Origin of the sequence: Aliivibrio sp. S4MY1, from assembly GCF_028765545.1 — a bacterium.
Classification (GTDB): domain Bacteria; phylum Pseudomonadota; class Gammaproteobacteria; order Enterobacterales; family Vibrionaceae; genus Aliivibrio.
Window position 1 is genome coordinate 68,352 of the sequence record NZ_JARACP010000005.1, and the last position, 26,972, is coordinate 95,323.

Below are 26,972 nucleotides of genomic sequence, written 5' to 3' on the forward strand. Positions count from 1 at the left end.
CACATAAACAAAAAAAACCAAGAGGTTCGTAATAATCTACACTCCTCTTGGCTATTTACTCAATCATTCAGTATGTTAATGTGCTTTCTCTTCTCGCTCGACACCTCGAAAGAAAATAGGAAACGACTTAATTAATCGATAACAAACCCAAATTAATACACTGGTTATTATAACTGCGACGACAATAGATGAGACGCGATATAAAATAGCAAAGAAGGCATCTTTTTGGCCAGGTATAGCGCCTGTAATTGGAATAGTCAGCGCAGCCATCGCCGAGAAGCCAATCCCTTTCATTACTGGATTTTCACTGGCTAACCATTTACAAAAATAGCCAGAAGCGATAGCGAAACTTAAAATATACAAAATAGGATTGTCATATAGATCATAAAGGATCAGTTGCATCGCCATCGCGGCTAAACACCCTACGATGGTTCCAATAATACGAATGCGAGCCATCATTAATGAGCCAACTAATGTCATTGGAGAAAGCATAATCAACATAGAGGCTTGTGCTGATAATGAATCGTTTAACGTACCAATTTCAAAGATCAAAAATACAATCATGGCGACCATCCACCCCAAAGCGGTTTGCTCTAGCATCTCTCTTGGATCTTTACTTTGGCCTTCGACCTTTAGAATTGGCGTATGATCTTCTATTGGGTCAGGAAATAGATAAAATGCTAAGGCACAAATTGGCACAACCATAATAGCTGCCACCCATACACCGACAATAAAGTTCTCTAAATCAAATGTACTGTATGAACCAAAGTTCAGTAAAATTGAGCCTACTAATAAGCCTGTATATCCAAATAAATAACTGGCTTTATAATGCATTGCATGGCATTTAAACAGCAGCATAATGCCAACAGCAACGGTCATTAATAGTGGATAAGGCTGTAAAAAACCAACAATTAATACAACTTGAATGCTCACCCAAACAACGCTAACAAATAACTGAATGAACATGCCCCAGTTCCAGCGATTTAGGTTAGATAAAATAAATAATGGTAATAAAGTACCAAACATGCCATTCGACCAGCCAAATACCGTACACATGGCAAAGCCAACAACGCAACCAAACCAAATTCGTAATGCTTTCATGTAAGTCTCACACTAATAAATGTAATGTAAGTAGCTGATCATGGTAATTAAACTATGGCCAATGTAATCAATCACCGTATTTCCTGAAGTGTAAATAATGACGGTTGCACGCGAGCCGACAAACAACCTCGGAGACAATGGCGTATCGCTCGTTAAATTAACACGTACACGCTGTGCATCACGCACCCAACGATTACTCACTTCAACACTACTTAATTGACCATTGGCTTTTTGTTGTGCAGAAGCAACACCATAATCACGGCTCTCTACCAATAATGGAAACACCTCACCCGGCAGTGCATCATAAGCCACTTCTGCACGCATTCCTTTAACCATTTCTGAGGTCGCTTTCTCACGATAATCGGCAGAAACCCACAGTGAATCCGTCGGAATAAATGTCAATAATGGTTGATTCGCATTAGCAAATAAACCGACATGCAATTGCATATTGGTAATAATGCCTTCACTTTGCGCTACCACTTGTGTATTTTCTAAATTTAACTCTGCTTGTTTTAAGGCATTTTTTGCTGAAAGCACAGCACTACTTTGGCCATCACCTTTGCCCAACCTCACTTCTAATGCGTGTAATTTCTGCTTAGATGCCATGAAGTTTGCCGAAGCTTGATCACGCTTAGTAAGCGCTGAATCTAAACCTGATGCGGAAACAGCTCCTGATTTAGCTAAACGTTTAATACGATGATACTCACGGTTTGCATTATCTGCCGTAACTTGAGTCGTTTTAACATTCGAACGTGCTGCTTCGATATCCGCAACTAACGACGCTTCTTGCTCTCTTGCTTGAGCTAACCCAATTTCGGCTTTTTGAACGGCCAATTGATATTTTTCATCATCAATCTTAAACAGTAATTCACCCTGTTTAACTAATTGATTATTAGTATGGTTAACTTCAACTACTCTACCAGACACTTCTGGTGATATTTGAACAACAAATCCCTGAACCTTACTTTGGGTTGTTAATGGCGTTAATCTATCTGCCATCACTAAATAAGCCGTAACGATAAGAAATAATACGATTAGGATTCGCATCCACTGTTTGAATTTTTGTTCTTCAGCTTGCATAGAAGTTCTCAATAAAGTCAAAATTGCCGTGATCTGGTTCTCATTATAGTGCGTGATTTTATTTCGAATAGATGGCAAAATAGTCCACATATGACCTATTAGCAGGACAATAGAGATGAGTAACCATCCAGATAGCTCCGTTTCCTTTGATGATATTTACCTATTTGTTCTTATTGTTAGGCATAAGGGCATTAGCTCTGCCGCGCAATTTGCTGGCTTACAACGTTCAAAGGTTAGTCGTCGCCTACAAGAATTAGAAAAAGCACTTGGTCATCAATTATTGATTAGAACAACAAGAGCGATTGAATTAACCCAGCAAGGGAAATGGCTATATGAGCAAACCTCTAATCCAATCAATACCTTAGTGGATGCAAGCCGATTAATGAAAGAGCACCATTTAACGCCAAGAGGTCGTTTAAAAATTGCAATCCCTCCAGCCCTTGGAATGACGGAAATTTTCTCCCAATTAATTGAACAGTATATGAAAGAGTACACTGAGGTTAAATTAGAGATTGAGCATCATGTTCAATCGTTGGATCTTCGCCGTGAAAGTGTTGACCTACAAATTCTGCCTAGCTATATCGAACCTTTGCATGATGACTATATTCAGCAACGCTTAATTCAAATTCCTTATAGCATGGTTGCTTCTTCTGAATATTTAGCGCTTAACGGCTACCCTGATAATGCGGCTCAATTAAATGACTTTCATCTGCTTGCTAGTCGTTATAACAAAAGCTTGCTCCCTCAAGGGTTAGATTATCAGTTATTTAGTGATGATCTGAATCTTCTACAACGATTAGCACTATCAGGTAAAGGCATTGCTCTTCTACCTTCGATCTTAATTGAAGATAAAATCAAAAATGGCCAACTCATTGAGGTCTTACCCAGAACTTCTTTTACTGATTTAACCATTACTTTAGTTTACCCAACACCAAGCTATTTGCCTGAAAAGACACGAGCTATGGTGAAACTATTTAGAGAAACATTTTCATACCAATGAAATTAATGCCCAAAAAAAGCCAACATCATGAAAGATATTGGCTTCTGTATCTTGTACTTAAATGCGTTTATAGCAATAGAAATTAACTTTCTAACACATCTAAATTAATGTATTTACCCATATTTTTACGCTTAACACTTGGCATGTATGGGATTTCACCTAATTTTGGTGCTGGCATTTTATCTTCTAACATCGCGATAATCTCAGCGTAATGTTCAGTACCTGGGTTTACTCGGTTTGCTACCCAACCAATGATCTCTAAACCATCATGTTGAATCGCCTCAGCCGTTAGCATTGCATGACTTAAACAGCCCAATTTAATGCCTACCACTAATACGACAGGCAATTTCTCTTGCTTAACCCAAGTAGATAAACAGTCATCTTTAGAAACAGGAACACGCCAACCGCCAGCGCCTTCAACCAATACTACGTCTGATTTAGCCTTTAACGCAGCTAAACCTTGAGACAGTACAGAGTAATCAATGACTACGCCTTCCGCTTCCGCTGCAATATGAGGTGATGAAGGCAATAGTAATGCATAAGGGTTTACTTCTTCGTAGCTTAATTCAACATTAGCAGCAGAGCGTAAATGGATTGCATCAGAGTTTTGAACGCCTTCGCCTTTGTCTTCAGAGCCCGCAGCTACAGGTTTGTATGCGGCTGTATTTAGCCCTTTCATATTTAATGCGTCTAAAATCGCTTTAGAAGAAACGGTTTTACCTACATCTGTGTCTGTACCTGCAACAAAAAATGCATCAATCATTACTTATAACTCCAAAGCCTACCTGATAAGTAGCAGGTAACTTATTCAATTCATTCTTAAAAATTTGATACGCTTCTTCTACTGCTAATAGCTTTTCTTTACTCAATAAACCTGAGTGGCGACCATTAGGTAAATGCGTTGCTCCAATTCCTTTTAAATCTTTCATTAAAGCAAGAGCAGAAGAATACGTCATCTCGACTGGCGTGCAGTCTAGTGTAAACTTGTTGCAATCAGATTGCGCTAACGCAAGGTTTACCATAGATGGAGTAATAAAATCGTTAACATGTTGATATGAATCAACCTTTGACCACGCATTTTTTAACTCAAACAGTGAGCCATCTAACAGAGTTGAAAATACAACCTTGCTTTTAGTATGAGTAACTCGATTCATTTCAGCCAGAGGAACGGATAAATCCTGACACCATTGCAACGCTAAACTTGAAATAACCGCGTCAAATTCACTATTAATAAACGGTAAATGCTCAGCATCCCCTTGAACATAACAAATATTAAGTTCACCACAACGTTCTTTAGCTTTATCTAACATCGATTGAGACAGATCAAACGCCACAACCTTTGCACCACGCTTCAACAACTGTTCACTGCAATAGCCCGTTCCGCAACCGACATCTAATATACGCAGCCCTGACAGATCTTGAGGCAAATAAGATAATAAGGTATCCGCCACCTGACGTTGAAATTCAGCCGAGCGATCATAGGTATTTGCCGCTTTACTAAAAGCCGCTTGAATAGCTTGTTTCTCTTGGCTTGGAGTCCAATTAAAGGCTTCTATGGCGACCGCTTGATTAACCATAACTCATCATCCTAATTTTGTTATTGCTTGTGTAAGCTGTGTAATGTCTTGTTGCGAGTGATTGGCACTTAACGTAATTCTTAACCTCGCAGTTCCTGTTGGCACGGTAGGCGGACGAATGGCAGTTGTCCACAATCCTTGATTTTTAAGTGCGGCAGAGACATTCATTGCTTTATCGGCTTCACCAATAATAATCGGTTTTATCGGCGTGTCTGTTTTCAGCGCTCCTGAAAAACCAGCTAGATCAGATTCAAATTGTTGATTTAATTCTTTGAGTTTTTCACGTCGCCATTCTTGTTGCTGGATCATCAATAAGGCATGAGATAACGCATGAGCTTGAGCAGGAGGCATTGCTGTTGAATAGACATGATGACGAGCAAATTGAACTAAGTAATCACCACATTCTTGATTACATAACACCGCGGCACCTGATAGACCAAACCCTTTACCAAACGTGACGACTAAAATATCAGGCGTAACTTGATACAAATCACAGCAACCTCGACCATTACTGCCTAACACTCCACATCCGTGGGCATCATCCACCATGAACCAAGCATTATTTTCTTTGACCACAGTGGCAATATCGGATAATGGGGAGAGATCACCATCCATACTAAATACACCTTCAGTCACCACTAAAGAAGGTGAATCACCACAAGCGTTTAATAATTTAGTTAAATGAGCAATATCGTTGTGTTTAAAACGTTTCATTGTCGCAGGTGACAATATACCCGCTTCCATTAATGATGCATGATTGAGTTTATCTTGCAGTAAGGTATCGCCTTTTTCAAATAATGAAAAAAGCACCGCTTGGTTAGCGCTAAAGCCTGAATTAAACAGTAATGCGCAATCAAACCCAAGCCATTCAGCCAGTTGAGATTCTAAATCGGCATGAGGTTTTGAGTAACCTGTCACTAATGGTGAAGCGCCACTGCCACAGCCATACAAAGAAAGCCCTTGTTGCCATGCTTGTGTTAACTCTGCACTGCCAGCAAGACCAAGATAATCGTTACCTGAAAAGTTAATGTAAGATTGGCCATCCACCACTAATCGAGATTGATTACCTTGCTCTATTACCGTTCGAGAACGATTCAGCCCCGCTTGCTTACGTTGAGTAAGTGCGGAGCTAATACGTCGATTAAACGCTCGCTTCATAGAATAGATCGTCTTTTTCAGGACGAGAAGCAACACGCTCAGCAACGCGATCTAATAATTCATGCTCTTGAACCACATCTGGTTTTTGCGCAACTTGTTGACTATTTACACCCAATTTTTTAAACAGTTGCATATCACTGTCTTCATCCGGGTTTGGTGTTGTCAGTAGTTTACAACCATAAAATACTGAGTTAGCACCGGCCATAAAGCATAAGGCTTGCATCTGCTCATTCATACTTTCACGACCTGCAGACAAACGCACAGCCGATTCAGGCATCATGATACGAGCAACTGCAATCAAACGGATAAAATCAAATGGGTCAACGTCTTCAGCATCCTCTAATGGCGTGCCTTTTACTTTTACCAGCATATTGACAGGAACAGACTCAGGATGCTGAGGAAGATTCGCTAATTCAACAAACAGACCCGCACGATCACTGTCACTTTCGCCCATGCCGATAATGCCACCAGAACAGATCTTCATTCCGGCATCACGAACATGAGATAATGTATCTAAACGATCTTGGTACGTTCGTGTTGTAATAATACTGCCGTAAAACTCTGGAGAGGTGTCTAAATTGTGGTTGTAGTAATCGAGACCCGCTTCTGATAATTCACCCGCTTGCTCTGAGGTGATCATCCCTAGCGTCATACACGTCTCAAGACCCATCTCTTTAACGCCTTTGATCATATCTAACAGATAAGGCATATCACGTTCTTTTGGATTTTTCCAAGCAGCACCCATGCAGAAACGGGTTGAACCTGAGTTCTTCGCTTTTTTCGCAGCATCCAAAACGCTTTCTACTTCCATCAGACGTTCACGATCAACGTCAGTGCGGTAATGAGCACTTTGAGGGCAATATTTACAATCTTCAGGGCAAGCGCCCGTTTTAATTGATAACAGTGTACTTACTTGTACATGGTTTGTTTGTTGATATTTACGATGTACTAATTGAGCATCAAAGATTAAGTCCATAAACGGCTTATCCATCAACACCTGTACTTCTGCTACTGTCCAGTTATGTCTCACTTCCACGTGTAAATTCCTTTCGTTAACATGCTATAACCATTGCTATTGCTAAGATCCGACCACTTTTGATTGTGCTTTTTGGTCTCTATTTATACTTGGCTAGTCTACGGTTAAACGATACACTGTCAACCTTAATAGATAGACAAAGTTTACAACTGGTGAATTAATGAACAATAGCGTCGATTTGGATTTTGACCGTCAGCACATTTGGCATCCATACACTTCTACTATAAACCCACTTTCTTGCTACCCTGTTACTCATGCTAATGGCGTACATCTCTATTTAGAAGATGGTCAAGAGTTGGTGGATGGAATGTCTTCTTGGTGGTCAACCATTCATGGTTACTGTCACCCTCACCTTAATCAAGCGCTTAAAGATCAAACCGATAAAATGGCACATGTGATGTTTGGTGGTATTACTCATCAACCTGCGGTCGATCTTTGTAAAAAACTGGTAGAACTTAGTCCCTCACGATTAGAGCAAGTCTTTTTAGCTGATTCAGGCTCAGTAGCCGCTGAAGTCAGCTTAAAAATGGCGCTGCAATATTGGCACGCCAAAGGCCAACCTCGATCAAAGTTCATTACTGCTCGTCACGGTTACCATGGTGATACCTTTGCGGCTATGTCAGTAACTGACCCTGATAATTCCATGCACGGTTTATATAAGGGTTTTTTACCGGAGCACTTATTTGTTGAATCTCCGACCAGTAAATTTGGTGGTGAATGGAACCCTAAAGATATTCTTCCATTAGAAAAGATGTTGGCTGAACGCCATGAAGAGATCGCCGCAATGATCCTTGAGCCTATTGTTCAGGGCGCAGGCGGGATGCGTCTTTATCACCCTCAATATTTAAAAGAGGTTCGTCGTCTATGTGATCAATACGGCTTACTGCTAATTTTAGATGAGATTGCGACAGGTTTTGGTCGAACAGGAAAACTGTTTGCCTGTGAACATGCCGATATTGAGCCTGATATAATGTGTATTGGTAAAGCGCTCACAGGCGGTTACATGACATTATCAGCAACATTAACCAGTAAAATTGTTGCCGATACAGTATGTAGTGGAGATGCTGGATGCTTTATGCATGGTCCAACCTTTATGGGAAATCCATTGGCTTGTGCTGTCGCTAATGCCAGTTTAGAGCTGATCCAACAAAATCATTGGCAGACTCAAACTAAACAGATTGAAACCTGCTTTTCAGAATTACTGCCTCAACTTAAAAAACACGATGTGGTTGCCGATATTCGATGGCTTGGAGCGATAGGCGTTGTGGAATTAACCACGCCTGTTGAGATGGAAAAAATACAAGCACATTTTGTCGAGCAAGGGGTTTGGATACGACCATTTGGTAAGTTGATTTATATGATGCCACCGTTTATTTCTCAACCTGAACATATTACTAAGTTGGTTAATGCCATTGATAGCGCATTAAGCGATCTATTTTAATTCAAAAGAGCAGGTTAAACCGACATAAAAAAACCGATACATTTAAATAAAAGTGCATCGGTTTTATGTGCTTTTAAACGTAAAATTCGTCGTTATTTAACTTTTGGTTCATTAGTAAAATCATCTTCTACTAGCTTGTAGATAATGAAAATAGCCAGTTCTAATAATGCGGTCAGCACCAAGCTCATGATCACGTAGCGCTCACTGAAAATACCAATACCATGTAGCACGGTTGATTGAATTACAAATGCACCAACAATACCTAAAATCAACAATTGTAAAAACTTAATGAACTTCAGCATGTAAATTCCTTCTTTATTATCATTGTCTTAAAAATAACTTTTACTAGAGTACACCAATTTAGTGACCACTCCATGGCTAACTTTCAATTTAAACCGCTCTTTCTTATATTTATGCCACAAAAATAGAATTATTCTGGTACCCAATGTGCATTTATCTTAGAAGTTAGAATATGATCTTCCCATGCGCCATTAATGTAGAGGTAATCTTTTGCTTCCCCTTCTTTAACAAAACCGAGCGCAGATAACACATTGCCACTTTTTTTATTATGAGGAATATACGCGGCCATGATCCGATGAAGGTGTTGAACCGTGAACATCCAATCCACCGTATGCTCTAGCGCACGCTGCATAATGCCATTTCCTTGATAATGCTCGTCAAGAGAATAGCCCACATGACCGGCGTGAAATGGAAAGCGAGTAATGTTACTAAAACTCACTGAGCCGATAATTTTCTTCTCCTGAGTATCGAGGATCACAAAATAAAACGCCAAATTATGCTTATGTAACTCAACCAATTGCAATAAACGTTGCTTCCAACCTTCAGCGGTAAAAAAAGAGTTCGCACGCTTGGGCTCCCACGGCGCTAAATGATGACGATTACGCATAAAGTAATTAGCAATCATCACAGAATCACTGCTTTTAATTAGACGAACTTGGTAATGATCAAACTCAAAATGCACATCCATGTCGTTCCCCTATTTTTTCCCTATTCCATAATCTCGCAATTTATTGGCTATCGCGGTATGCGAAACGCCTAATCGCTTAGCTAACTTACGACTTGAAGGAAAATCACCGTATAATCCAGTTAGGATCATTGATTCATACGATTTCATTATCTCATCCAATGTTCCATCTACATTGATATCCATCATACTTGCTGTTTTCGCTTCAGATATTGGCAGCATAAAATGAGAGGTCTCTAACTGATTTCTATCCATTTGAGTTAACGCTTTTAGTGTCGAGCTTTTTAGCTGGCGAACGTTACCCGGCCATGAATAACTGCGTAAATACTCATACACTTCTTCTGAAATAGAGGGTTTAACAATATTTAACTCTTTACATAACTGAGCAACAAAAAATTCAAACAAAGTCGCAATGTCTGAAGGGCGCTCACGCAGCGGCGGAATTTCTAAAAATAATACGTTTAAACGATAATAAAGATCCTCTCGGAACACGCCTTGTTCTACTAAGTCTAGTAGCTCTTTCTTACTTGCGCCAATGATCCCAACATCCACGTGGATCTCTTTTTCTTCACCCACTCGACGGAAATTCCCATCTTGAATAAAGCGTAACAGCTTGATTTGCAAGAGCGAGCTCATTTCACTGATCTCATCAAAGAAAACCGTGCCGCCATCCGCTTGTTCAATGATCCCCTTCTTACCTTCTGGCATATTGGGAAATGCACCTGGAGCGTAGCCAAACAATTCGGTTTCAGCGACATCATCAGGCATGGCTGCACAGTTAACCACCATGAAGGCTTTCCCTGAACGAATAGACGCATTGTGACAAGCACGCGCTAACATCTCTTTACCTGTACCTGTTTCACCTTGGATCAATAATGATTGATCAATATCGGACAATTTTTTTGCCTGCGAGATTAACGTTTTATATTTCGTTGATGATCCAACAAAATGCTCAAAGCCAAGATTCGATGACTCTGGAATGAATGGACGAGCCAGTGTTGAATCCATAGCGGGCTTAATTATCACCACTGCGCTAGCTAAGATCGAGGTGTTATCATCATCAGTAATATATACAGGCATGATTTCCATCACGTAATTCATGCCTTCAATATCCATAGACTCTCGCTGACGAACACGGGACTCTTCTAACCAATACATCACATTAAAATTTGGTAATAATACATTCGCTGGCTCACCAATGAGTGCCTCTTTATCTCTATTAAATAAAGACGCGACTGCCTGATTCGCATTATCGATTTTCCCTTTAAGGTTAATCGCAAATACCGGATCAGGTAAGGTGCTTAATACAGCGAGTAATTCCATATTACGACGTTCACTTGGTAAAAATGGAATTTTACGAACATCAATAACACCCTCTATTCTTCGAATTTTTGCCATTAATTGACTAAACTCATCAAAAGCGACTTCTGGAAAATTAAGATAGATTAACCCGGCTTTATTAATCTCAATATCTCGTAAATCAATATTCTGAGACGCGAGAATATCTAGTAATTCACGGGTTAGACCTAATCGATCTTTACATTGCACTTCAAGACGCACAAAAATTCCTCAAATAATAGGTGTCACTAAATGTTTACACCAGTTTGCGTTAGAGAAAAAAAAGAGTCAAGAAACAAGTGATCCAAATGTGCATTTCAACCGTTTAATTTAGAAAGGAACCTAATGGAGAAATAATAATGACGATTAATATTGGGATAAGCTCCTGTGTTATTGGAGAAAAAGTCCGTTTCGATGGCGGTCATAAACATAATAAATTTGTCGAAAAAGTACTTTCTCCTTATTTTAATTACATACCTATCTGCCCTGAAGTAGGGAGTGGGATGTCAGTGCCTAGACCGACAATACGCCTCATCAGTAATGAAGAACGCATCGCTTTGGTTGATTCTAAAGACTCTGCATTAGACTATACAGACTCTATGCTTAACTTCGCGAAACAAACGGCGAACCATTTAAAAACAGCTGAATTATGTGGCTATATTGTTTGCGCTAACTCCCCTAGTTGCGGTATGGAGCGCGTTAAGGTTTACAGTAAAAACAATGCCACCAAAAATGGAGTCGGACTTTACACAGGGGTCTTAATGGAACAAATGCCATGGTTACCCGTTGAGGAAGATGGCCGACTTAATGATCCTGTATTGAAAGAAAATTTTATTACTCGAGTTTTCTGCTTACATGATCTTTATCAATCCATGGAAGGGGAACCAACAGCAGGTAAAATCATTGCCTTCCATTCTCGTTATAAATATACCTTGATGTCTCACTCAACCGCTGGCTATAAAGCACTTGGGCAACTTGTTGCTAAGGTTGCAGAATATGATATTGAGGCGTTTTTTACTCTTTATCGCACGCAATTAATGCAAACCATGTCGATACGCGCAACAAGAAAAAATAACACGAATGTGCTGATGCACTTACAGGGATATTTCAAAAAAGAGCTGGATTCCCCTCAAAAGCAAGCGCTTGCTCAATTAATTCAAGAATACAATCAAGGCATATTGCCTCTGCTGTCTCCTATTACACTAATTAAGCATTATCTTAGCTTGCACAATAACGACTATTTAAAACAACAATCGTTTCTAGACCCGTACCCTCAAGAACTGAGATTACGCTATGGATTATAAACCAACAATGCAGTGCGTTTGGTTTCGTAATGATTTAAGAGCGGCGGATAACCCTGCGTTATCTGCTGCTCTTGCTAATCAAGCCCCTACTGTCGCTATTTTTATAGCCAATGAATTGCAATGGCAACGACACAATAAAGCCTCAATTCAAATTGATTTGATAAAGAGGCGCTTACTTGAGCTTGAAAAAGAGCTTCACTCATTAAATATTCCCTTGCTGGTTTTATCCTGTCCTTGGTTCAAAGATGTACCACTACAGCTTCGCACATTGTGTAAAGATCTTGGTATATCAACTCTATTTGCTAATAAAGAATATGAGGCTGATGAATTAAGCAGAGATGCCAATGTTGTAACACAACTGTCTGATGTTCAATGTGTTTTTTATGACGCAAAATGTGCCGTAGAAGTTGGCAAAGTACTGAATAAAACTCACCAGCCTTATAAGGTTTTTACGCCCTTTAAAAAAGCGTGGAGAGAGTACTTTTATCAACACTTCCCAACCATTGAAAAAGTGACAGTTTCAGTTGAGTTATCGACTCCTCAATTGAACTCACTGCAGCGTTATAGTGAGAAAGATTTTACCAACTCTATTAGTAATGAAAGTAAGGCGTGGTCTGTTTCAAATAAAACGATACTTAATACCATGCGTCAATTTTGTCGTGAAAAATCACAGCGATATAATGACCAACGAGATTACCCAGCAATAGAAGGGACAAGTCAACTTTCTCCTTATTTGGCGATTGGTGCAATTTCAGCAAAGCAATGTATTTTACGTTTGCACTTAGAAGCGAATAACCAATTAACTCAGGGGCAAGAGATTTGGCTTGATGAGTTAATTTGGCGTGAGTTCTATACTCACCTACTTCATTTTTATCCGTTGTTATCTAAAAACCACGCATTTTTGAGTTTTGATAAGTACATTAAATGGAATAACAACAGAGATAAATTTGAGCAATGGTGTAAAGGTGAAACAGGGTTTCCTATTGTTGACGCTGCCATGAAACAACTCAACAATACCGGTTGGATGCATAATCGCTTACGCATGATCACTGCCAGTTTTTTAGTCAAAGATTTACACATTGATTGGCGCTGGGGCGAGCAGTACTTTATGTCAAAACTTATTGATGGTGACTTTGCATCGAATAATGGAGGCTGGCAATGGTGCGCATCAGTAGGCTGCGACAGTACGCCTTATTTCCGCATATTTAACCCAACAACACAAAGCGAACGCTTTGATAATAATGGTATATTTATTAAACATTGGCTACCAGAGTTAACGGAACTAACAGGAAAACTATTGCATCAACCCGATAGCAAACCCCTATTGAAACCTGATAATTACCTAGTTCCTATCATTGAACACTCAGTACAACGGGTAAAGACATTAGATATCTATAAACACGCCAAAGCTCAGGATGTTGCAAGTTAACCATAGCAAGTATTATGATGGTCTCATCTGTTATTAAGAGTTGTATTAATTGATGTCTAATTCACTGCCTTTTATTCTTGCTGGACCTATGGTTCGAAAAACGACTGCTCATGAAATTAACCTATGGTTATCTACCTCTAAACCATTACATGGTCGAACTAAGATCAGTACTAGCAGTGATGAGTACGAGTTTGAGGTAACGCAAGAACAAGGCATTCAATTAGGCCAATACGCTTGGGTTTATCTTTTGCGCTGCCAAGCTGATTTCCCGATTAATCAACGTATCGAATATGATATCGACACTCAAGATGGCTTATTGTCACAGTTGGTTCCCGACGCATTATATGATAATGAATCTTCTTTTACCTTACTCATAAAAGACAAGGCTGATTATGTCTTACATGGTTCTTGTCGTAACCCTCACTATGCCAGTAAAGACAGCTTGGTTATCGCAAACCAACAGCTAAAAACACAAGCCCTTGAAGAGAGATCCGCTTTGTTGATGATGAGTGGCGATCAGATCTACGCCGATGATGTGGCTGGGCCTATGTTGCATGCCATTCAACAGATTATCCCTCAATTAGGATTATTTGAAGAAACACTAGCTCACCCAGAGTTCAGTAAAGATGCTGAGTTATATGCACATCCTCATAATTTGTATTACAGAGATAAGATCTTGCCACATTATGTCGAGAGGAATAATTTTTTATCTCGCTGTAGTCTGTATCAAACTCGCCCTATTTTCAGCTCAACAAAGCATGAAAACCATTTAATGAGTATTGCTGAGTTTTTTGTCATGTACTTACTTGTATGGTCTCCTACTTTGTGGAAGCGCATTACTCTGCCAAACTCATTGCCTAATCTAGAACCAAAATGGCAAAAAATATGGCAAGAAGAAAAAAAGCAGATCGATCTTTTTGTTGCAGGCTTAAACGATGCACAGCAACTGTTTGCGCATATACCGACTTACATGGTTTTTGATGATCACGATATTACCGATGATTGGAACTTAACTATTGGGTGGGAGAATGCTGTAAATGGTGATCCTCTTGCCTCTCAAGTCATTGGTAATGGCTTAATAAGCTATTTTCTGTGTCAAGGTTGGGGTAACAACCCAGAGCAGTTTGATGAAGCGTTCCTAACATCATTCAGAGCGTTATTTGCCAATTACGACAACGTACAACATCATAAATTAATTTGGCAGCTTACGCGCTTTGAGCAGTGGCATTACTCTATCCATACAACACCTAAAATCGTGGTGTTAGACACTCGAACTCGTCGTTGGCGCTCAGAATCCAATACCAATAAGCCCTCTGGTTTGATGGACTGGGAGGCTTTGCTCGATCTACAACATGAGCTAATTAATCAAGAATCGATCATTATTGTCTCAGCAACACCAATATTTGGGGTTAAGTTTATTGAGGCGCTACAAAAAACCATGACGATACTTGGAAAACCATTAATGGTTGATGCCGAAAATTGGATGACTCATCCAGGCTCTGCCAATACCCTGCTGAGTATTTTAACTCACCCCAAAACGCCACAAAATTTTGTGATCTTATCAGGTGATGTTCATTATTCATTTGCTTATGATATTAAGCTACGTCACAGCAAGTCTAGCCCAGATATTTACCAGATCACTTGCAGTGGCTTTAAAAATGAGTTTCCCAATAAGCTATTACGCGTATGTGATTTTATGGACAGAGTGCTTTATAGCCCGCATTCACCATTAAACTGGTTTACGAAGCGTAAGAATTTATTAGTCACCAAACGAGATCCATCCGTTACCAATAACGATAAGCTAATTAATAAAAGTTCAATTGGGGAGTTAAGATTGGATGAAAAAGGCAAGCCAACACAGATATCTATTCTGACTGCAGAAGGAAAATCTATCTCGTTCTTGCCTAAGTAACCTCATTAAATGCGTAGATTACGCTGAAGGTTAGTGATTAATCGTTGAGGGTATTGTCTAGGTTACTCTCAACATCCATTGAAATATGGAAATACAGGCCCGCTTCAAATGCATCTAGCCACTCAAGTTCCACTTCTTCACGATATTTTGTTTTTTCCAGATTGTTATTACTCATCATTATTTCCTTATTTGAGTTTACTTCTAACTCTCCGTTAGATAAATCTTACATCAATCTAAATAAAACCAATTCCAGGAATTTCATTGATATAAGGCTTTGATTATACAGATATCGAATTACAATACTGTGACAATAGTGCACAATTTCTTAAACCGTATTGACTGTATGTCATTATTCTAACAATCACACATTGCTACATAACTGGGAATGATTATTATTTAGATTGATAATATTAACTATTTAATCTAATCTATAAGTCTGTTAGTTAATGAATTTTTTTATTATGAAATCCACTGTTCTATTTTCTCTTACTGCTGCTCTTTTGTTATCAGGTTGCAGTCAACAAATTCAACCAAAATCAGCCCCCTCTCAAGAGATCGCTAGCTTTTATGATTATCAATTGCTATCACCAGCAGGATCTTTGCTATCTCTAAACAATTTACCTCAAGAAATCGTTGAAGCTGATGTGATTCTTGTTGGTGAATGGCACACTCATGCTGGCATCCATCGCTTTCAAACCGATTTATTCAAACAACTCTCCGCAACAAACCTTAAATTAGCGCTATCTATGGAGCAGTTCAGTCGTGATAAACAGACAGTTGTGAATGAGTACTTAACCGGGGGAATTGGCGAACAAACGTTAATATCTGACGCTAACGCATGGCCTAATTATGAAAGTGATTATCGTCCATTAATTGAAATTGCAAAAAAAGAAGAACGTGACGTAATCGCTGCAAATGCCCCAAAATCAATCGTAAAATGCATTGGCCAACAGGGTATTCGTTATTTAGATAAACTCGATATTGATGAAACATCATGGTTAGCTACAAACATCGACCTTGCTGATTCTCCTTATAAATCAAAGTTTTTATCTTCTATGCATCATGGTGATGAAGAACAAACTCAGAAACAATTTGCAGCTCAAATGACGTGGGATGTCACAATGGCGGAAAGTATCGTTAATTACTTAACTTCACACCCTAAAGCGCAAGTAATGCATATTGCAGGAAAATTTCATATTGAAAATGGCCTAGGTACTGCGGCACAAATCACCAAATTAAACCCAAAACTTAATGTTGTTGTTATTACTCCAATTGAAAAAGTGATTAATGAAGGCTCTGACTATCAATTAAAAGTATTAGCGCCACCAAAACGTTTTGTAAAACAAGAAAATATGATGAAAGCATATAAAACGATTAAAAATCGTAACAATGATCTTATTTGTAAATAATTAGCGAATAAGAAATAAAAAACCACTCACTTCGACGAGGGAATTAAAGTGAGTGGTTTTGGCTTGGTGTCATGTTTCATTTCAAGGTAGTTTTACTTTTATTTTCGGATAACAAGTACGACTTCACCAACTTGTACACCCCATTTATAAATAACAGTTTGGTTTATCACAACATTATCTGAGATTTGATAAATCCAATCATCAAATTCAACGTTATATTCTGAATCATCAACATTTAATACCATCGCATATTTCCAATTAAGTGCATTTCCTGCACTTACGCCACTGGCTTGCTCTGGGATATCATTAGCCGTTCCTGTGTAGCTGTTCTCTCCTATTTCTTGGATAACCCAAGTTCGGTTTTGTTTTTCACCATCACTGAATAAGAATTGCTCATCCAAGGTCAGTGTTTTGTCATTCCAACTGGCTTGTAGATCTGCAGTAAAGGTTCTTATTACTCGGCCATTAAAACCTTTTACTATCCCCTCTGCTTTTAAATCACCCTGAAAAAATGAAGTCATCGAAAACACTGGCTTATTATCCGCATAATCATTAATGTCCTGCGAAGAACAGCCTAATAAAATAACGCTAACGATAAATACGAGAATTATTTTCATTATTTTTCTCCTATTAATTCAAGGCGTAATTCAGGGTAAGTGGTTTTTTCAGACACCCAAATATCAAGGAACAGTTGAGAAAAATCTTTACTTGCGATTTCTCCAATCGGTTTATCATTTAGAAAAAACTGATTATTCCCTATCTCATCAATGCTAAAAACCAATTTATCTTCAGGTTTTACATCTGGAAATACTTGCTCTAATTCAAGCAGCCACGAATCTAAATCAGGGTGTTTAATTGATTGCTCTTCCCATTGCTCTTTAGTCGCTTTAATTAAATTTTCTTTAGTGATGTTACGGTAATATTCAATCTCAAGCGCCTGTGGATATTGACCATACTGAAATTTTCCTGAACTGGTAAAAAGTTGTGCCTCATACACTGAGATTAAAAACCATGACAGTTCTGATTTACCACTACTTTGCAAACCTTGTAACGGCGCGGCTACGACACTATTTATTGTTAACAGGCTTACTATTGTGAGTATATTCATCAATGTTCTCATAACTCTTTCCCTCATTATTTATTCTTGCTCTTAAGCGTCTTTGAATAATAATAAATACGGGTAAGTTAACTGCCCAGATCACTCCAATTGAAAATAAAGTTATTTGATATGAATATGAGAAATCCACAGCGCCTAATCGATGACCTGCTAAATAGTTTAATGGCCCAGCAATCGCACCAAGTAAAGCAATTAAACCAAGATGAAAGCGTGATAACCACCCTAAACTGTGTTTAATAGCGAAACCAAAATGACACCATAATAAAATAAGCCAAACAGGAATAAGTGCATTATTTGGAAATTGGTAAACACCTGTAAATGACAGAAATACATCGCCAAAAACACCTAACATCGAAATAAAAATGAGTAAATAAAAGTCTACTTTTCTAGTTGGTGATACTAAAAGGTGAAGTAATATTGAAACCAATAAAAAAGGTATCGCTTGCTGTTGATAAAGGATCACAGAAAACCAAACCAATTGAAACCAAACTGCATTAATGAAGGGGAAATAACGTGACATTGAAGCCTCCTACAATACCAACCTAAATATCTTATTATTAAATAAGTTACCTAGATTGGTATTAATATAAATAGCGGTTAACTAACACACTCCATGTTGTGGTTTAGCAGCGACAAGATGAACCGTACTGATTTTACGTTCTAGAAATCCCCCTTCGCAGTAACAAAGATAAAATTTCCATAACCTGATAAAGTCATCGCCATAACCCATTTGTTTTAGCTCTGCTGCCGACTTATCAAATCGTTGGTACCAGTGATTCAAGGTTTTAGCGTAATCTAGACCGATATCATTTAACGAGGTGATCACCATGTCGGTATTCTCTGCGACTTTATTCGCCATGACACTAACTGAAGGCAGGCAACCTCCAGGGAAAATATAGCGTTGAATGAAATCGACACTCTTACGATAACTATCATAACGTTGATCTGAAATAGTGATCGCTTGAATCAACATTTTACCTTCTGGTTTTAAGTGACGACTACATACATCAAAAAAGGTACTTAAATATTCATGTCCAACCGCTTCGATCATTTCAATTGACACTAACTTATCGTATTGACCCTCTAAGGTTCGATAATCTTGCTTTAATAATGTTATAGAATCTTCTAACCCTAAAGACTTTACTTTTTGCTCTGCGTATTCGTATTGCGCATCAGATATCGTCGTTGTTGTGACTTTTACACCATAATTTTGTGCGGCATAAATGGCTAATGCCCCCCAACCGGTACCAATCTCCAGTAACGTTTCTCCTGGTTTAAGCTCTAAACGCTCACAGATTGTTTGCAGTTTAAATAACTGTGCCTCTTCAAGATTAGCATTCGCATTTGGATAAATAGCACTTGAATAAAGCATCTCTTTATCAAGAAACGTTTTATACATTTCATTACCCAAGTCGTAATGAGCAAGTATATTTTTCTTTGAGCCTTGCTCTGTATTTTTATTTCGCTTGTGATTAAGTAAATCAAAGAACTGAATAATCTTACTAAATCGGTTCTCTACTCTATCCAATACACCTTGTTCACGACCTAATACTTGAATTACTTTTGTTAAATTAGGGCTTGTCCACCACCCTGCAACATAGGCTTCACTTGCACCAATTCCACCACCAAATAATATTTTTCTGTATGCTTCCATATTATGAATTTCAACAACAGCAGCTAAAGTCGTATCTTTATTACCTAAAATAACTTGTCCTAACTCATCATTAATCGTTAGTGATGCTTGTGTCATTTTTGCTAAATAGTCGAGTAACACTTTACGCGTCGTTTTATCTATCCAGCTCACTGGCTTCGTTTCATTTTTTTGAATTGCTGATACGTTCTGATTATTCAACATCGCTGTTCTCCTTAATTCTTTGGATAAGGCACGAAGGGGATCCGTTTTAAAAATAATTTCAGTGCCTGCCAGTAAATTCCATATACTATCTTTACGGTCATCATAGGGATTGAGATCACTTGTTGTTGAATATTTTTTGCTGAAAGTGATTTTCGTGTCATGGCAATGGTTGCATCAAAGATCTTCTCTTGCTGCTCTATGCCTCTGTTTTCTAAATGGAGAGATAGGTGTTTGTTTGGCTCTTTGATCATCCAATAATATTTCATATCAAGGTTTAAAAAAGGAGATACATGAAAGGTTTTATCTATCACTTTATCAGATTTCATCTTGATCAAATAATAGTGCGTTTGGTTCCACGGAGTATTACTCACCTCCGCTAACAAATACGTTAACTGGTCATTTTTATCGTAACAATAATACAAATTGATAGGGCTAAAATAGACACCAAAACAACGAACTTGGCCGACAAATAGTACCCGTGTATTTAATGCATCACCGCCTAGCTCAGCGACTTTATTCCATACAGAATTCTTTAGTGGTTCCTCCTCTTCACCTAAGTAATCACGGCGATTAAAAGAGAGGGCTGAAAATTTGTTTTTTTTAAGCCAACCGATGGATTCAAACTCCTCTAACTCATCCAAATCGAGGGCGAGAAAAAACATCTCATAACTAAAGCTATGCGCTCTAGTTTGAAAGCGTCTGTGTCTCACCTCTCCATGATAAAGACAAGAATGCGTCATAAACTTAATCCAAGTCGCTGACAAACATCTAATGCACTTCTAACTCCATCTTCATGGAATCCGTTATACCAATAGGCACCAACAAAGTGAGTATGATTATGCCCACAAATTTCATTTCGACGCTGCTGTGATGAGATAGTATCTGCATTAAATACTGGGTGATCGTATTTATATGTCCCTAAAATCTTACTTTCATTTATGAGTGGCGAGTTATTTAAGGTGACACAAAACGTCGTATCTTCGGTGTTAAGCCCTTGTAATATATTCATATTATAAGTAACGCTTGATGGCCTATTTTTATCTGTAACATCAAGGTGATAATTCCACGCTGCCCACGCACGCTTTTGCATAGGTAACAAGGTTTCATCCGTATGTAACACCACTTCATTCTCTTGATAGGTAAGCTTAGATAGCACCTCTTTTTCTCGGTTGGTGACATCCGTTAACATCGCTAAGGATTGATTGCTGTGACAAGCTAAGATCACTTCATCAAATTCATGAACCTCTGTATTTTTTATGGTTAATAATACGCCCTCGCTATGACGAGAAATCCCTGTTACTGGGCTATTTAAATGAATGTTATCTTTAAAACGCTCGATTAAAGGGGATATATACGAAAATGAACCATTAGGGATTACATACCATTGCGGACGATTAGCAATATCTAACAATCCATGATTATGGAAAAATCGAATGAAGAAGTGCAATGGAAATGCCTTCATATCTTGCAGGCTAGATGACCAAATTGCTGCACCCATAGGCAAAATATAATGCTCAGAAAAATAGGTACTATAACCATCATTATAAAGCATATCGCCTAATGTACTATCAGTATCAATATGCTCCCTTCCCCATAGTTCTTTACACTGCTTGTTAAAGCGTAATATTTCACTGATTAATGACAAAAATTTAGTATTAAAAATATTAGATCGCTGTGCAAATAATGTATTTAGATTATGCCCATTATACTCAAGGCCTGATATCACATTTTTAACACTGAAACTCATTTCACTCTCTTGGCCTTTAATTCCAAGTTGCGAGAGCAATTCGATAAAATTAGGGTAGGTTCGGTCATTAAAAACAATAAACCCGGTATCAATGTCCCACTCTTTCCCTTCTGCTGTTACTCGCTTAGTTGCTGTATGACCTCCAATATAATCATTAGCTTCAAACAAGGTGACATGATATTTACGACTGAGTACGTAGGCACACACTAGCCCTGAAATACCACTTCCTACTATTGCAATTGTCTTCATTATCGTTTCATCCTTAATGCGACCCACTGCCAAATACGATCAGGCAAACTGCCCATAACAATTAGAAAACTCGTAAATGGAAATGGAAAATGAATATGTTTTTTATTTTTGGTGATGCCACTAATGATGTGCGATGCCGCTTGGCTTACTTCAATCAACATTGGCATTGGGAAATCATTTTTATTGGTTAATGGGGTTTTAACAAACCCTGGAGCAATCACACTTATGGTTAAGCGCTCTGCTGGAATGTCTAATTGCAAAGACTTTGCAAGATAATGGATCGCCGCTTTACTGGCTCCATAGGCTTCAGCTCGTTGAAATGGAACATAAGAAGCACTTGACCCCATTAGCGCAAGATGAGCCCCATACTTCATCTTTGCTATCAATACCTGCAAACAATAACCTATTGAAATGACATTGGTTTGAATGACTCGCTCGAACAAAGCGGCATCAAAATGCTCTGCATTATCGATGTATTCGCAGGTGCCTGCATTCAAAATGGCAATATCTAACGATTCAATATCATTAAGTGAAGTTAAAATTGATTGACTATCGGTTAAGTCAAAAGATACTTCCATCAATTGCAACTTCTGCTTTGCTTCCAATAAAGCTTCTGATTCTTCATAAGCACTGAAGTTTCGACCACAGGCATATACTTTATCTCCTTGTTTTAGATAAGCGTGAACAAGAGATAATCCTATGCCTGACGTTGCTCCTGTAATTAAAACTGTTTTCATGATTGCACCCTCTTTTTGATGAATTTCACCATTGGGCCAATAATTGGAAGGTGCTCATAAAGCATCTGTCCCATATCAATATAATCACGATGGTAATGCACTTTGTCGGTGAATTTTATGAGCGTTGTTCCGTCAACCGTGATTTGCTCTCCTTTATTTATCTTAGGATGAATATAGCGCATCGTCCAAAAAAGAGAGGCTTCCCCCCCTGTTGGGGTTTCTTTTTCAACAACATGGTGAATATGGAAATGACACTCTTTTAAATTACTATAGAGGTGTTCAAAGTAACTTTCGAGATCGTTTAATCCGTTGATTTCATGCACTGCATCAATAAATTGGATGTCTTGTGAATAAAGATCAGCTAAGTAATGAAGAGTCTGCTTATTTAGATCTCCATATAGTTTTATGAACCTTTCAACAAAAGGAGAATAGATCATCATGTGCGTCCTTGTGTTAGTGCAGTGAGCCATTATTTAATTCATGCTCACTGCCAATACCTTTATCAGTGATTACTTATAGATACGTAACCACTGATAAAATGGTTCACTTCCTGTGACCATTAATACAATAAGCCGCCAATGGGATTAAATAATTTACTCAATCCTTTTGTAAAATGAAGCGGAGCATTTTGAACCGTATAACACAAGCAACCTTCAGTCGTTTTGGGGCTGTGTTCGTGTGAGGCGTCTAACCAAATGAAATCACCTTTTTGATAATAACCAGATTCATCTTCAAAACTGCCATCAAGTAGTAAGGTCAACTCAAAACCTTTATGGGTATGATTTGGGATCTCTCCTCCTGCTGCGATATGCAATAGGTTTGATCGTGTGTTTAGCTCTTCAATAAGTCGAGCTCGGCTCACTGCACCTAATTGATTCCATTTCAAGTCATCATAGCGATGCAATAAATACGGTACTTCAAATGTTTTATCAGCAATAGAGACATGATATGCCGGTGTAGACATAAGATAAGAATCGTCTGTATCTAATTGCATAATGCTATCCAACATTGTTGTGTAGTCAATCGTTGGTTCATTGCTTGCTGTGTACATAGTCTGGGTGTTACTTTGCCATGTCATTTTTGCTAACTCTTGACTGATAGCCTCAACCTTGTTTTTACATTCTGAGCACAACTCACAATGTAGAGACACCGCAACAGAAAGAGACTCCGGTAATTCACCATTGGCATGAGAACGCAACAGCTCATCGCTTGGATGGTAAGTAATATTAGTCATTCTCATACTCCTGTCTTAATTTACTCAATGCTAGGCGTAGTCTGGATTTTATCGTCCCTATGGGCTGGCCAAGGTGCTCTGAGAGTTCATGTTGAGTTAGCCCTTGAATATACAAACCTTCAACAACCACTCTTTGTGCCTGTGGTAGCAAACCTATTAAATGATGTAACTGTTTTGACTCTAACCAGTCGGTTTCTTTTGTTTCTACTTGCTTATCAAATAGTGGCCATAAATCACTACTGATTGTATCTTCCTTATTTGATTGCATTTTACGCAACATATCAAAGCTGTGATTACGCATGACGGTAAAAATCCAACCAGATGCATTCCCTTTAGCCTGATTAAATAATCCCGCCTTTCGCCACACTAGCGTCATGGTTTCTTGAACCAAATCCATAGCCAAAACCGGATCATTAAATTTTTTAATTCCGTAGGCACGGATTTTAGGCGCAAACCAAGAGAATAACTGTGAAAATGCCACTTTATCTTGAGTTTCGCCCACCAGATTTAACCAAGAATCTAGCTTGGCGACATCCTCTTCATTTTGTATCGGCTTATAACTAGAGTTCAATCGACTGCTCACTTCTATGTGCTGAGTTTGCATATCTACCTCCATAATAATTTAAAACTACTACGGAAGAGATTACTATTTGGATCACTCTGTAAACTATAGACCGTTTTAATTTGTTATATCTTGAATTAATACACAGAATTCAAAGCTCACTCTCAAATAAAAACAATGGTGTTTATTACGTTTATTTTTATCAAAGAAACAAGATGTTAACTTATGTGATTTAGTGGTAAATATAGCTAAAAAAACTGACTCTTTTCATTGTTCATGCATCAACAATAACTTAATATGAAAATTAACATTAATATGAGTAAAAGCTAACGATAATGATTAAATGGATTTTGATTGCCCTGCTTTGCGCTTCAAACACCGCTTATGCAAATACATTAGGTGATCCTGTTAAAGGTAAATTAAAAGCGCCAAGCTGTATTTTTTGCCATGGTGAAACAGGAAAAGCAATGAATTCAAGCTACCCTAATTTAGATATGCAAAATGAAATGTATTTATATAGCTCAATGAAGTCGTATCAAAATGACGAAAGAAAGGGCCCCCTAGCACAAATGATGAAGGCCCAGTTACAACGACTCAATGATCAAGATTTAAAAGATATTGCTGCGTTTTATGCCAGTGCATCTAATAACGAAAATAAGTAATCTATTTCATCTATGGTGTTGTAGTGCATAAATCCAATCCGAACAACACCACCACACGCTTCTAGATTTAACTGCTTAACTAAGCCAAGCGCATAAAAATGCCCATTCCATACACACACATTATGCAAACCTAACTCTTTAGCTACTACTTCTGGTGTATGGTCTTGAAGTCGAATAGCAAACGTTGGTGTCCGATTAATGCAATTTTCAGGATCACTAATACCAAACAATGAAATCCAAGGCCTACTCTCTAATTTATTTAAAAAATAGTGCGTCAATGCTAATTCATGTTGCTCGTACTGAATAAAACTAGAGATAAGCCTTTCTCGTAAACTCGCCTCTTTTGCTCCCCATTGAGCCAAATACTTAATAGCTGCTGTAACGCCAGCCAGCCCTTCAAAGCTTTGTGTGCCCGTCTCAAATCGGCCTGGTCCTATATTTGTGGCAGGTTCAACTTTATATGGCGAAAGCATTTGTAACCATTTGGTAGACACATAAGCAATACCGACATGGGGGCCAAAAAATTTATACGCTGAGCAGGCTAAAAAATCACAATCAAGATCTTGCACATCAATTAAATGATGAGGGGCGTAGTGAACAGCATCAACATACACCATCGCATCAACACCATGTGCAGCGTTAATCATCGACTTCACATCCACTAAAGATCCTGTGGTATTAGAAGCATATGTCGTGGCAACCAACTTGGTTTTATCAGACAGTAGCGAATAAAAATGATCCATATCTAATGTGCAATCAGTGGTATTAACTCGAACTTGGTGAACAATGACCCCTTTATCTTCAGCGGCTTGCTGCCAGCTTGATACGTTCGAATAGTGATCCAATGCCGTAACTATGATCTCATCCCCCACTTTCCATTCTCGGCTTATCGCTCGACTTAGCTGAAACGTCAACGAAGTCATATTAGCCCCAAAAACAATATTGTTACCGCTTGGTGCATTTACTAACGCAGCACAAGAAGAGCGAGCATTATCCATCACATTATTCGTTATTTGGCTTGAAAAAAAATGGCCCCCTAGATTGGAGTTAGAATAACCAAGGTATTCTGTCATCGCAGTTAGCACAGAATTGGGGACTTGAGAGCCTCCAGGGCCATCTAGAAATACAACCAGAAGCTCATTAGTTGTTTGCGCTAAAGATGGAAATTGCGAACGGGCTTGCTCAGGCGTGAAAGTCATTAATATTATCCTTTGCGGTTAATACAAATACATCCATATGCCCTTCATGACCTTGTTCAATCAATCGAATTGGCTTTCCGTTGTGCCATAGTTTTCTATCATCAACCATAGCGACTTCACCATCTTCTAAAATTTTTCTAAAAAACGGTTCTTCATTTGAATCTTTGTATACAAGTAATTCCCCTCCTTCGATGTTTGAACGATCAATACCAATCAAAGCAATATGGTCGAAACCATCCTGATGAACACCTTCAGGGGCAATTTGGGTTTCTTCATAAATCGCGGCAATGCGCATTTGATGTATTTCAATCTCTTGCCCATTTGGTAAATGATTAAGATCCATAAAGACCTGACACATTTCAGCCATACCTTCACTGTGCAAAATATCACTTTCAATACCTTCAAACTCACGCATGACATCACCTTGATAATGGTTAATCTCTTCACTCTGCACAAAATTATGCTTATTCGTTTCCACCACTTTCTCGTTAACCATTCTAATAACAGAATAACGTCTTAAGCGGAAGTTACCATCTGCATGCAACGTTTTAGGTAATCCAGAAAATGAAGGTGCGAGTTGATGAACCGCAGCATGACTTAACTGTGTCAGCTGCAATGTTGTACCGTGTGAATGTAACATGATGCCTCCTGCAGTAAATTTACAAATTATTTACATATTTATTATTTACGCAGAAATACTGATAAATCAAACTACACAGTGCTTTACTTCGCACAAATTTAAAAATTCAACATATATGTTTATATATTAAATCCAAATCAAAATTAAATACCAACAACCTTTTATGTTAATTAACTAAATTAGAACTCTTCACTAAAAAC

29 protein-coding genes are annotated in these 26,972 nt (G+C 38.4%); 7 read left to right on the top strand and 22 right to left on the bottom strand.

Translation table 11 applies throughout. From position 1 onward, the window contains the following. Nucleotides 1-75: 75 nt before the first annotated feature. Complete coding sequence (locus PVK71_RS07095) at nucleotides 76-1,101, bottom strand: DUF2955 domain-containing protein (protein ID WP_274418714.1); 1,026 nt, start codon at nucleotides 1,099-1,101, stop codon at nucleotides 76-78. Nucleotides 1,102-1,113: 12 nt separating this feature from the next. Beyond that, complete coding sequence (locus PVK71_RS07100; protein ID WP_274418713.1) at nucleotides 1,114-2,181, bottom strand: HlyD family secretion protein; 1,068 nt, start codon at nucleotides 2,179-2,181, stop codon at nucleotides 1,114-1,116. Between the two features lie 115 nt (nucleotides 2,182-2,296). Here PVK71_RS07100 and PVK71_RS07105 point away from each other — a divergent pair, with 115 nt between their 5' ends. Beyond that, nucleotides 2,297-3,181 carry a LysR family transcriptional regulator gene (locus tag PVK71_RS07105; protein WP_274418712.1) on the top strand — a complete coding sequence of 295 codons (885 nt, stop codon included), beginning with the start codon at nucleotides 2,297-2,299 and terminating at the stop codon, nucleotides 3,179-3,181. 82 nt (nucleotides 3,182-3,263) lie between these two features. Here PVK71_RS07105 and bioD read toward each other — a convergent pair whose 3' ends face one another. Genes bioD through bioB form a run of 4 tightly spaced genes read right to left on the bottom strand, consistent with a single transcriptional unit; the run spans nucleotide 3,264 to nucleotide 6,952 of the window. After that, on the bottom strand, nucleotides 3,264-3,944 hold the full coding sequence (bioD, locus tag PVK71_RS07110; RefSeq protein WP_274418711.1) for a dethiobiotin synthase: 681 nt from the start codon (nucleotides 3,942-3,944) through the stop codon (nucleotides 3,264-3,266). After that, a complete protein-coding gene (gene bioC / locus PVK71_RS07115) occupies nucleotides 3,937-4,758 on the bottom strand; it encodes a malonyl-ACP O-methyltransferase BioC (protein ID WP_274418710.1) in 822 nt (273 codons plus the stop codon). The genes bioD and bioC overlap by 8 nt, the downstream gene beginning before the upstream one ends. Nucleotides 4,759-4,764: 6 nt before the next feature. Then, complete coding sequence (gene bioF / locus PVK71_RS07120) at nucleotides 4,765-5,916, bottom strand: 8-amino-7-oxononanoate synthase (protein WP_274418709.1); 1,152 nt, start codon at nucleotides 5,914-5,916, stop codon at nucleotides 4,765-4,767. Continuing rightward, nucleotides 5,900-6,952 (bottom strand): biotin synthase BioB, encoded by a 1,053-nt coding sequence (gene bioB / locus PVK71_RS07125; protein ID WP_274418708.1) that lies wholly within the window; start codon nucleotides 6,950-6,952, stop codon nucleotides 5,900-5,902. Before bioB ends, bioF begins: the two co-directional genes overlap by 17 nt. A 160-nt stretch (nucleotides 6,953-7,112) precedes the next feature. Here bioB and bioA point away from each other — a divergent pair, with 160 nt between their 5' ends. Then, a complete protein-coding gene (bioA, locus tag PVK71_RS07130) occupies nucleotides 7,113-8,393 on the top strand; it encodes an adenosylmethionine--8-amino-7-oxononanoate transaminase (RefSeq protein WP_274418707.1) in 1,281 nt (426 codons plus the stop codon). A 92-nt stretch (nucleotides 8,394-8,485) separates the two neighbouring features. On the opposite strand, the gene PVK71_RS07135 is transcribed toward bioA, so the two are convergent. From PVK71_RS07135 to tyrR, 3 genes are all read right to left on the bottom strand, one after another. Beyond that, a complete protein-coding gene (locus PVK71_RS07135) occupies nucleotides 8,486-8,695 on the bottom strand; it encodes a hypothetical protein (RefSeq protein ID WP_130043693.1) in 210 nt (69 codons plus the stop codon). Between the two features lie 128 nt (nucleotides 8,696-8,823). Continuing rightward, the gene (gene rimJ, locus PVK71_RS07140) at nucleotides 8,824-9,381 is read right to left on the bottom strand and encodes a ribosomal protein S5-alanine N-acetyltransferase (RefSeq protein ID WP_274418706.1); all 558 of its coding nucleotides are present in this window, start codon (nucleotides 9,379-9,381) and stop codon (nucleotides 8,824-8,826) included. A 9-nt stretch (nucleotides 9,382-9,390) separates the two neighbouring features. Next, nucleotides 9,391-10,938: a transcriptional regulator TyrR gene (gene tyrR / locus PVK71_RS07145; RefSeq protein WP_274418705.1), complete on the bottom strand. Its 1,548-nt coding sequence runs from the start codon at nucleotides 10,936-10,938 to the stop codon at nucleotides 9,391-9,393. 137 nt (nucleotides 10,939-11,075) lie between these two features. Here tyrR and PVK71_RS07150 point away from each other — a divergent pair, with 137 nt between their 5' ends. The 3 genes from PVK71_RS07150 to PVK71_RS07160 are packed head-to-tail and all read left to right on the top strand — an operon-like array spanning nucleotide 11,076 to nucleotide 15,361. Next, nucleotides 11,076-12,020 carry a YbgA family protein gene (locus PVK71_RS07150; RefSeq protein ID WP_274418704.1) on the top strand — a complete coding sequence of 315 codons (945 nt, stop codon included), beginning with the start codon at nucleotides 11,076-11,078 and terminating at the stop codon, nucleotides 12,018-12,020. Further along, nucleotides 12,010-13,449: a deoxyribodipyrimidine photo-lyase gene (gene phrB, locus PVK71_RS07155; RefSeq protein WP_274418703.1), complete on the top strand. Its 1,440-nt coding sequence runs from the start codon at nucleotides 12,010-12,012 to the stop codon at nucleotides 13,447-13,449. Before PVK71_RS07150 ends, phrB begins: the two co-directional genes overlap by 11 nt. A gap of 52 nt (nucleotides 13,450-13,501) precedes the next feature. Beyond that, a complete protein-coding gene (locus PVK71_RS07160) occupies nucleotides 13,502-15,361 on the top strand; it encodes an alkaline phosphatase D family protein (protein WP_274418702.1) in 1,860 nt (619 codons plus the stop codon). Nucleotides 15,362-15,398: 37 nt separating this feature from the next. Here the strand turns inward: PVK71_RS07160 and PVK71_RS07165 are convergent, their stop codons facing one another. Further along, nucleotides 15,399-15,536 (bottom strand): hypothetical protein, encoded by a 138-nt coding sequence (locus PVK71_RS07165; protein ID WP_130043687.1) that lies wholly within the window; start codon nucleotides 15,534-15,536, stop codon nucleotides 15,399-15,401. Between the two features lie 286 nt (nucleotides 15,537-15,822). On the opposite strand from PVK71_RS07165, the gene PVK71_RS07170 reads away from it, so the two are divergent. After that, a complete protein-coding gene (locus PVK71_RS07170) occupies nucleotides 15,823-16,770 on the top strand; it encodes a ChaN family lipoprotein (protein ID WP_274418701.1) in 948 nt (315 codons plus the stop codon). 98 nt (nucleotides 16,771-16,868) lie between these two features. Here PVK71_RS07170 and PVK71_RS07175 read toward each other — a convergent pair whose 3' ends face one another. The 10 genes from PVK71_RS07175 to PVK71_RS07220 form a co-directional block, all read right to left on the bottom strand. After that, nucleotides 16,869-17,387, bottom strand: a complete 519-nt coding sequence (locus PVK71_RS07175) for a DUF3833 domain-containing protein (RefSeq protein ID WP_274418700.1) — start codon at nucleotides 17,385-17,387, stop codon at nucleotides 16,869-16,871. Beyond that, a complete protein-coding gene (locus tag PVK71_RS07180) occupies nucleotides 17,387-17,878 on the bottom strand; it encodes a chalcone isomerase family protein (protein WP_274421786.1) in 492 nt (163 codons plus the stop codon). The genes PVK71_RS07175 and PVK71_RS07180 overlap by 1 nt, the downstream gene beginning before the upstream one ends. After that, nucleotides 17,838-18,407 (bottom strand): DUF2878 domain-containing protein, encoded by a 570-nt coding sequence (locus PVK71_RS07185; RefSeq protein ID WP_274418698.1) that lies wholly within the window; start codon nucleotides 18,405-18,407, stop codon nucleotides 17,838-17,840. The genes PVK71_RS07180 and PVK71_RS07185 overlap by 41 nt, the downstream gene beginning before the upstream one ends. Before the next feature lie 81 nt (nucleotides 18,408-18,488). Beyond that, nucleotides 18,489-19,742: an SAM-dependent methyltransferase gene (locus PVK71_RS07190; RefSeq protein WP_274418697.1), complete on the bottom strand. Its 1,254-nt coding sequence runs from the start codon at nucleotides 19,740-19,742 to the stop codon at nucleotides 18,489-18,491. A gap of 11 nt (nucleotides 19,743-19,753) precedes the next feature. Further along, the gene (locus PVK71_RS07195; RefSeq protein WP_274418696.1) at nucleotides 19,754-20,482 is read right to left on the bottom strand and encodes a DUF1365 domain-containing protein; all 729 of its coding nucleotides are present in this window, start codon (nucleotides 20,480-20,482) and stop codon (nucleotides 19,754-19,756) included. After that, nucleotides 20,479-21,738 (bottom strand): NAD(P)/FAD-dependent oxidoreductase, encoded by a 1,260-nt coding sequence (locus PVK71_RS07200; RefSeq protein WP_274418695.1) that lies wholly within the window; start codon nucleotides 21,736-21,738, stop codon nucleotides 20,479-20,481. The genes PVK71_RS07195 and PVK71_RS07200 overlap by 4 nt, the downstream gene beginning before the upstream one ends. Next, nucleotides 21,738-22,475 (bottom strand): SDR family NAD(P)-dependent oxidoreductase, encoded by a 738-nt coding sequence (locus PVK71_RS07205; RefSeq protein WP_274418694.1) that lies wholly within the window; start codon nucleotides 22,473-22,475, stop codon nucleotides 21,738-21,740. Before PVK71_RS07205 ends, PVK71_RS07200 begins: the two co-directional genes overlap by 1 nt. After that, entirely contained in the window at nucleotides 22,472-22,915 is a 444-nt protein-coding gene (locus PVK71_RS07210; RefSeq protein ID WP_274418693.1) for a nuclear transport factor 2 family protein, read from the bottom strand. Before PVK71_RS07210 ends, PVK71_RS07205 begins: the two co-directional genes overlap by 4 nt. 119 nt (nucleotides 22,916-23,034) lie before the next feature. Further along, nucleotides 23,035-23,709, bottom strand: coding sequence for a ChrR family anti-sigma-E factor (locus tag PVK71_RS07215; protein WP_274418692.1), 675 nt, complete (start codon nucleotides 23,707-23,709; stop codon nucleotides 23,035-23,037). After that, entirely contained in the window at nucleotides 23,702-24,313 is a 612-nt protein-coding gene (locus tag PVK71_RS07220; RefSeq protein ID WP_274418691.1) for a sigma-70 family RNA polymerase sigma factor, read from the bottom strand. Before PVK71_RS07220 ends, PVK71_RS07215 begins: the two co-directional genes overlap by 8 nt. 293 nt (nucleotides 24,314-24,606) lie before the next feature. Between PVK71_RS07220 and PVK71_RS07225 the strand changes: the two genes are divergently transcribed. Further along, nucleotides 24,607-24,933 carry a c-type cytochrome gene (locus PVK71_RS07225; RefSeq protein ID WP_274418690.1) on the top strand — a complete coding sequence of 109 codons (327 nt, stop codon included), beginning with the start codon at nucleotides 24,607-24,609 and terminating at the stop codon, nucleotides 24,931-24,933. Here the strand turns inward: PVK71_RS07225 and PVK71_RS07230 are convergent. Together PVK71_RS07230 and PVK71_RS07235 are read right to left on the bottom strand one after the other, a co-directional pair. After that, the gene (locus PVK71_RS07230) at nucleotides 24,900-26,132 is read right to left on the bottom strand and encodes a cysteine desulfurase-like protein (RefSeq protein ID WP_274418689.1); all 1,233 of its coding nucleotides are present in this window, start codon (nucleotides 26,130-26,132) and stop codon (nucleotides 24,900-24,902) included. The genes PVK71_RS07225 and PVK71_RS07230 overlap by 34 nt on opposite strands. Then, nucleotides 26,116-26,772, bottom strand: coding sequence for a 2OG-Fe dioxygenase family protein (locus tag PVK71_RS07235; RefSeq protein WP_274418688.1), 657 nt, complete (start codon nucleotides 26,770-26,772; stop codon nucleotides 26,116-26,118). Before PVK71_RS07235 ends, PVK71_RS07230 begins: the two co-directional genes overlap by 17 nt. Nucleotides 26,773-26,972 lie beyond the last annotated feature (200 nt).

Coding starts and splice junctions, on each gene's coding strand:
- PVK71_RS07160 (WP_274418702.1), top strand. CDS start 13,502: ATGTCTAATTCACTGCCTTTTATTCTTGCTGGACCTATGGTTCGAAAA.
- PVK71_RS07235 (WP_274418688.1), bottom strand. CDS start 26,772: ATGTTACATTCACACGGTACAACATTGCAGCTGACACAGTTAAGTCAT.
- PVK71_RS07195 (WP_274418696.1), bottom strand. CDS start 20,482: ATGACGCATTCTTGTCTTTATCATGGAGAGGTGAGACACAGACGCTTT.
- bioA (WP_274418707.1), top strand. CDS start 7,113: ATGAACAATAGCGTCGATTTGGATTTTGACCGTCAGCACATTTGGCAT.
- PVK71_RS07200 (WP_274418695.1), bottom strand. CDS start 21,738: ATGAAGACAATTGCAATAGTAGGAAGTGGTATTTCAGGGCTAGTGTGT.
- phrB (WP_274418703.1), top strand. CDS start 12,010: ATGGATTATAAACCAACAATGCAGTGCGTTTGGTTTCGTAATGATTTA.
- PVK71_RS07135 (WP_130043693.1), bottom strand. CDS start 8,695: ATGCTGAAGTTCATTAAGTTTTTACAATTGTTGATTTTAGGTATTGTT.
- PVK71_RS07150 (WP_274418704.1), top strand. CDS start 11,076: ATGACGATTAATATTGGGATAAGCTCCTGTGTTATTGGAGAAAAAGTC.
- PVK71_RS07185 (WP_274418698.1), bottom strand. CDS start 18,407: ATGTCACGTTATTTCCCCTTCATTAATGCAGTTTGGTTTCAATTGGTT.
- PVK71_RS07205 (WP_274418694.1), bottom strand. CDS start 22,475: ATGAAAACAGTTTTAATTACAGGAGCAACGTCAGGCATAGGATTATCT.
- bioD (WP_274418711.1), bottom strand. CDS start 3,944: ATGATTGATGCATTTTTTGTTGCAGGTACAGACACAGATGTAGGTAAA.
- PVK71_RS07210 (WP_274418693.1), bottom strand. CDS start 22,915: ATGATGATCTATTCTCCTTTTGTTGAAAGGTTCATAAAACTATATGGA.
- PVK71_RS07105 (WP_274418712.1), top strand. CDS start 2,297: ATGAGTAACCATCCAGATAGCTCCGTTTCCTTTGATGATATTTACCTA.
- PVK71_RS07095 (WP_274418714.1), bottom strand. CDS start 1,101: ATGAAAGCATTACGAATTTGGTTTGGTTGCGTTGTTGGCTTTGCCATG.
- PVK71_RS07215 (WP_274418692.1), bottom strand. CDS start 23,709: ATGACTAATATTACTTACCATCCAAGCGATGAGCTGTTGCGTTCTCAT.
- PVK71_RS07230 (WP_274418689.1), bottom strand. CDS start 26,132: ATGACTTTCACGCCTGAGCAAGCCCGTTCGCAATTTCCATCTTTAGCG.
- PVK71_RS07170 (WP_274418701.1), top strand. CDS start 15,823: ATGAAATCCACTGTTCTATTTTCTCTTACTGCTGCTCTTTTGTTATCA.
- PVK71_RS07165 (WP_130043687.1), bottom strand. CDS start 15,536: ATGAGTAATAACAATCTGGAAAAAACAAAATATCGTGAAGAAGTGGAA.
- bioC (WP_274418710.1), bottom strand. CDS start 4,758: ATGGTTAATCAAGCGGTCGCCATAGAAGCCTTTAATTGGACTCCAAGC.
- PVK71_RS07180 (WP_274421786.1), bottom strand. CDS start 17,878: ATGAATATACTCACAATAGTAAGCCTGTTAACAATAAATAGTGTCGTA.
- PVK71_RS07175 (WP_274418700.1), bottom strand. CDS start 17,387: ATGAAAATAATTCTCGTATTTATCGTTAGCGTTATTTTATTAGGCTGT.
- PVK71_RS07220 (WP_274418691.1), bottom strand. CDS start 24,313: ATGCAAACTCAGCACATAGAAGTGAGCAGTCGATTGAACTCTAGTTAT.
- rimJ (WP_274418706.1), bottom strand. CDS start 9,381: ATGGATGTGCATTTTGAGTTTGATCATTACCAAGTTCGTCTAATTAAA.
- PVK71_RS07190 (WP_274418697.1), bottom strand. CDS start 19,742: ATGTTGAATAATCAGAACGTATCAGCAATTCAAAAAAATGAAACGAAG.
- PVK71_RS07100 (WP_274418713.1), bottom strand. CDS start 2,181: ATGCAAGCTGAAGAACAAAAATTCAAACAGTGGATGCGAATCCTAATC.
- PVK71_RS07225 (WP_274418690.1), top strand. CDS start 24,607: ATGATTAAATGGATTTTGATTGCCCTGCTTTGCGCTTCAAACACCGCT.
- bioF (WP_274418709.1), bottom strand. CDS start 5,916: ATGAAGCGAGCGTTTAATCGACGTATTAGCTCCGCACTTACTCAACGT.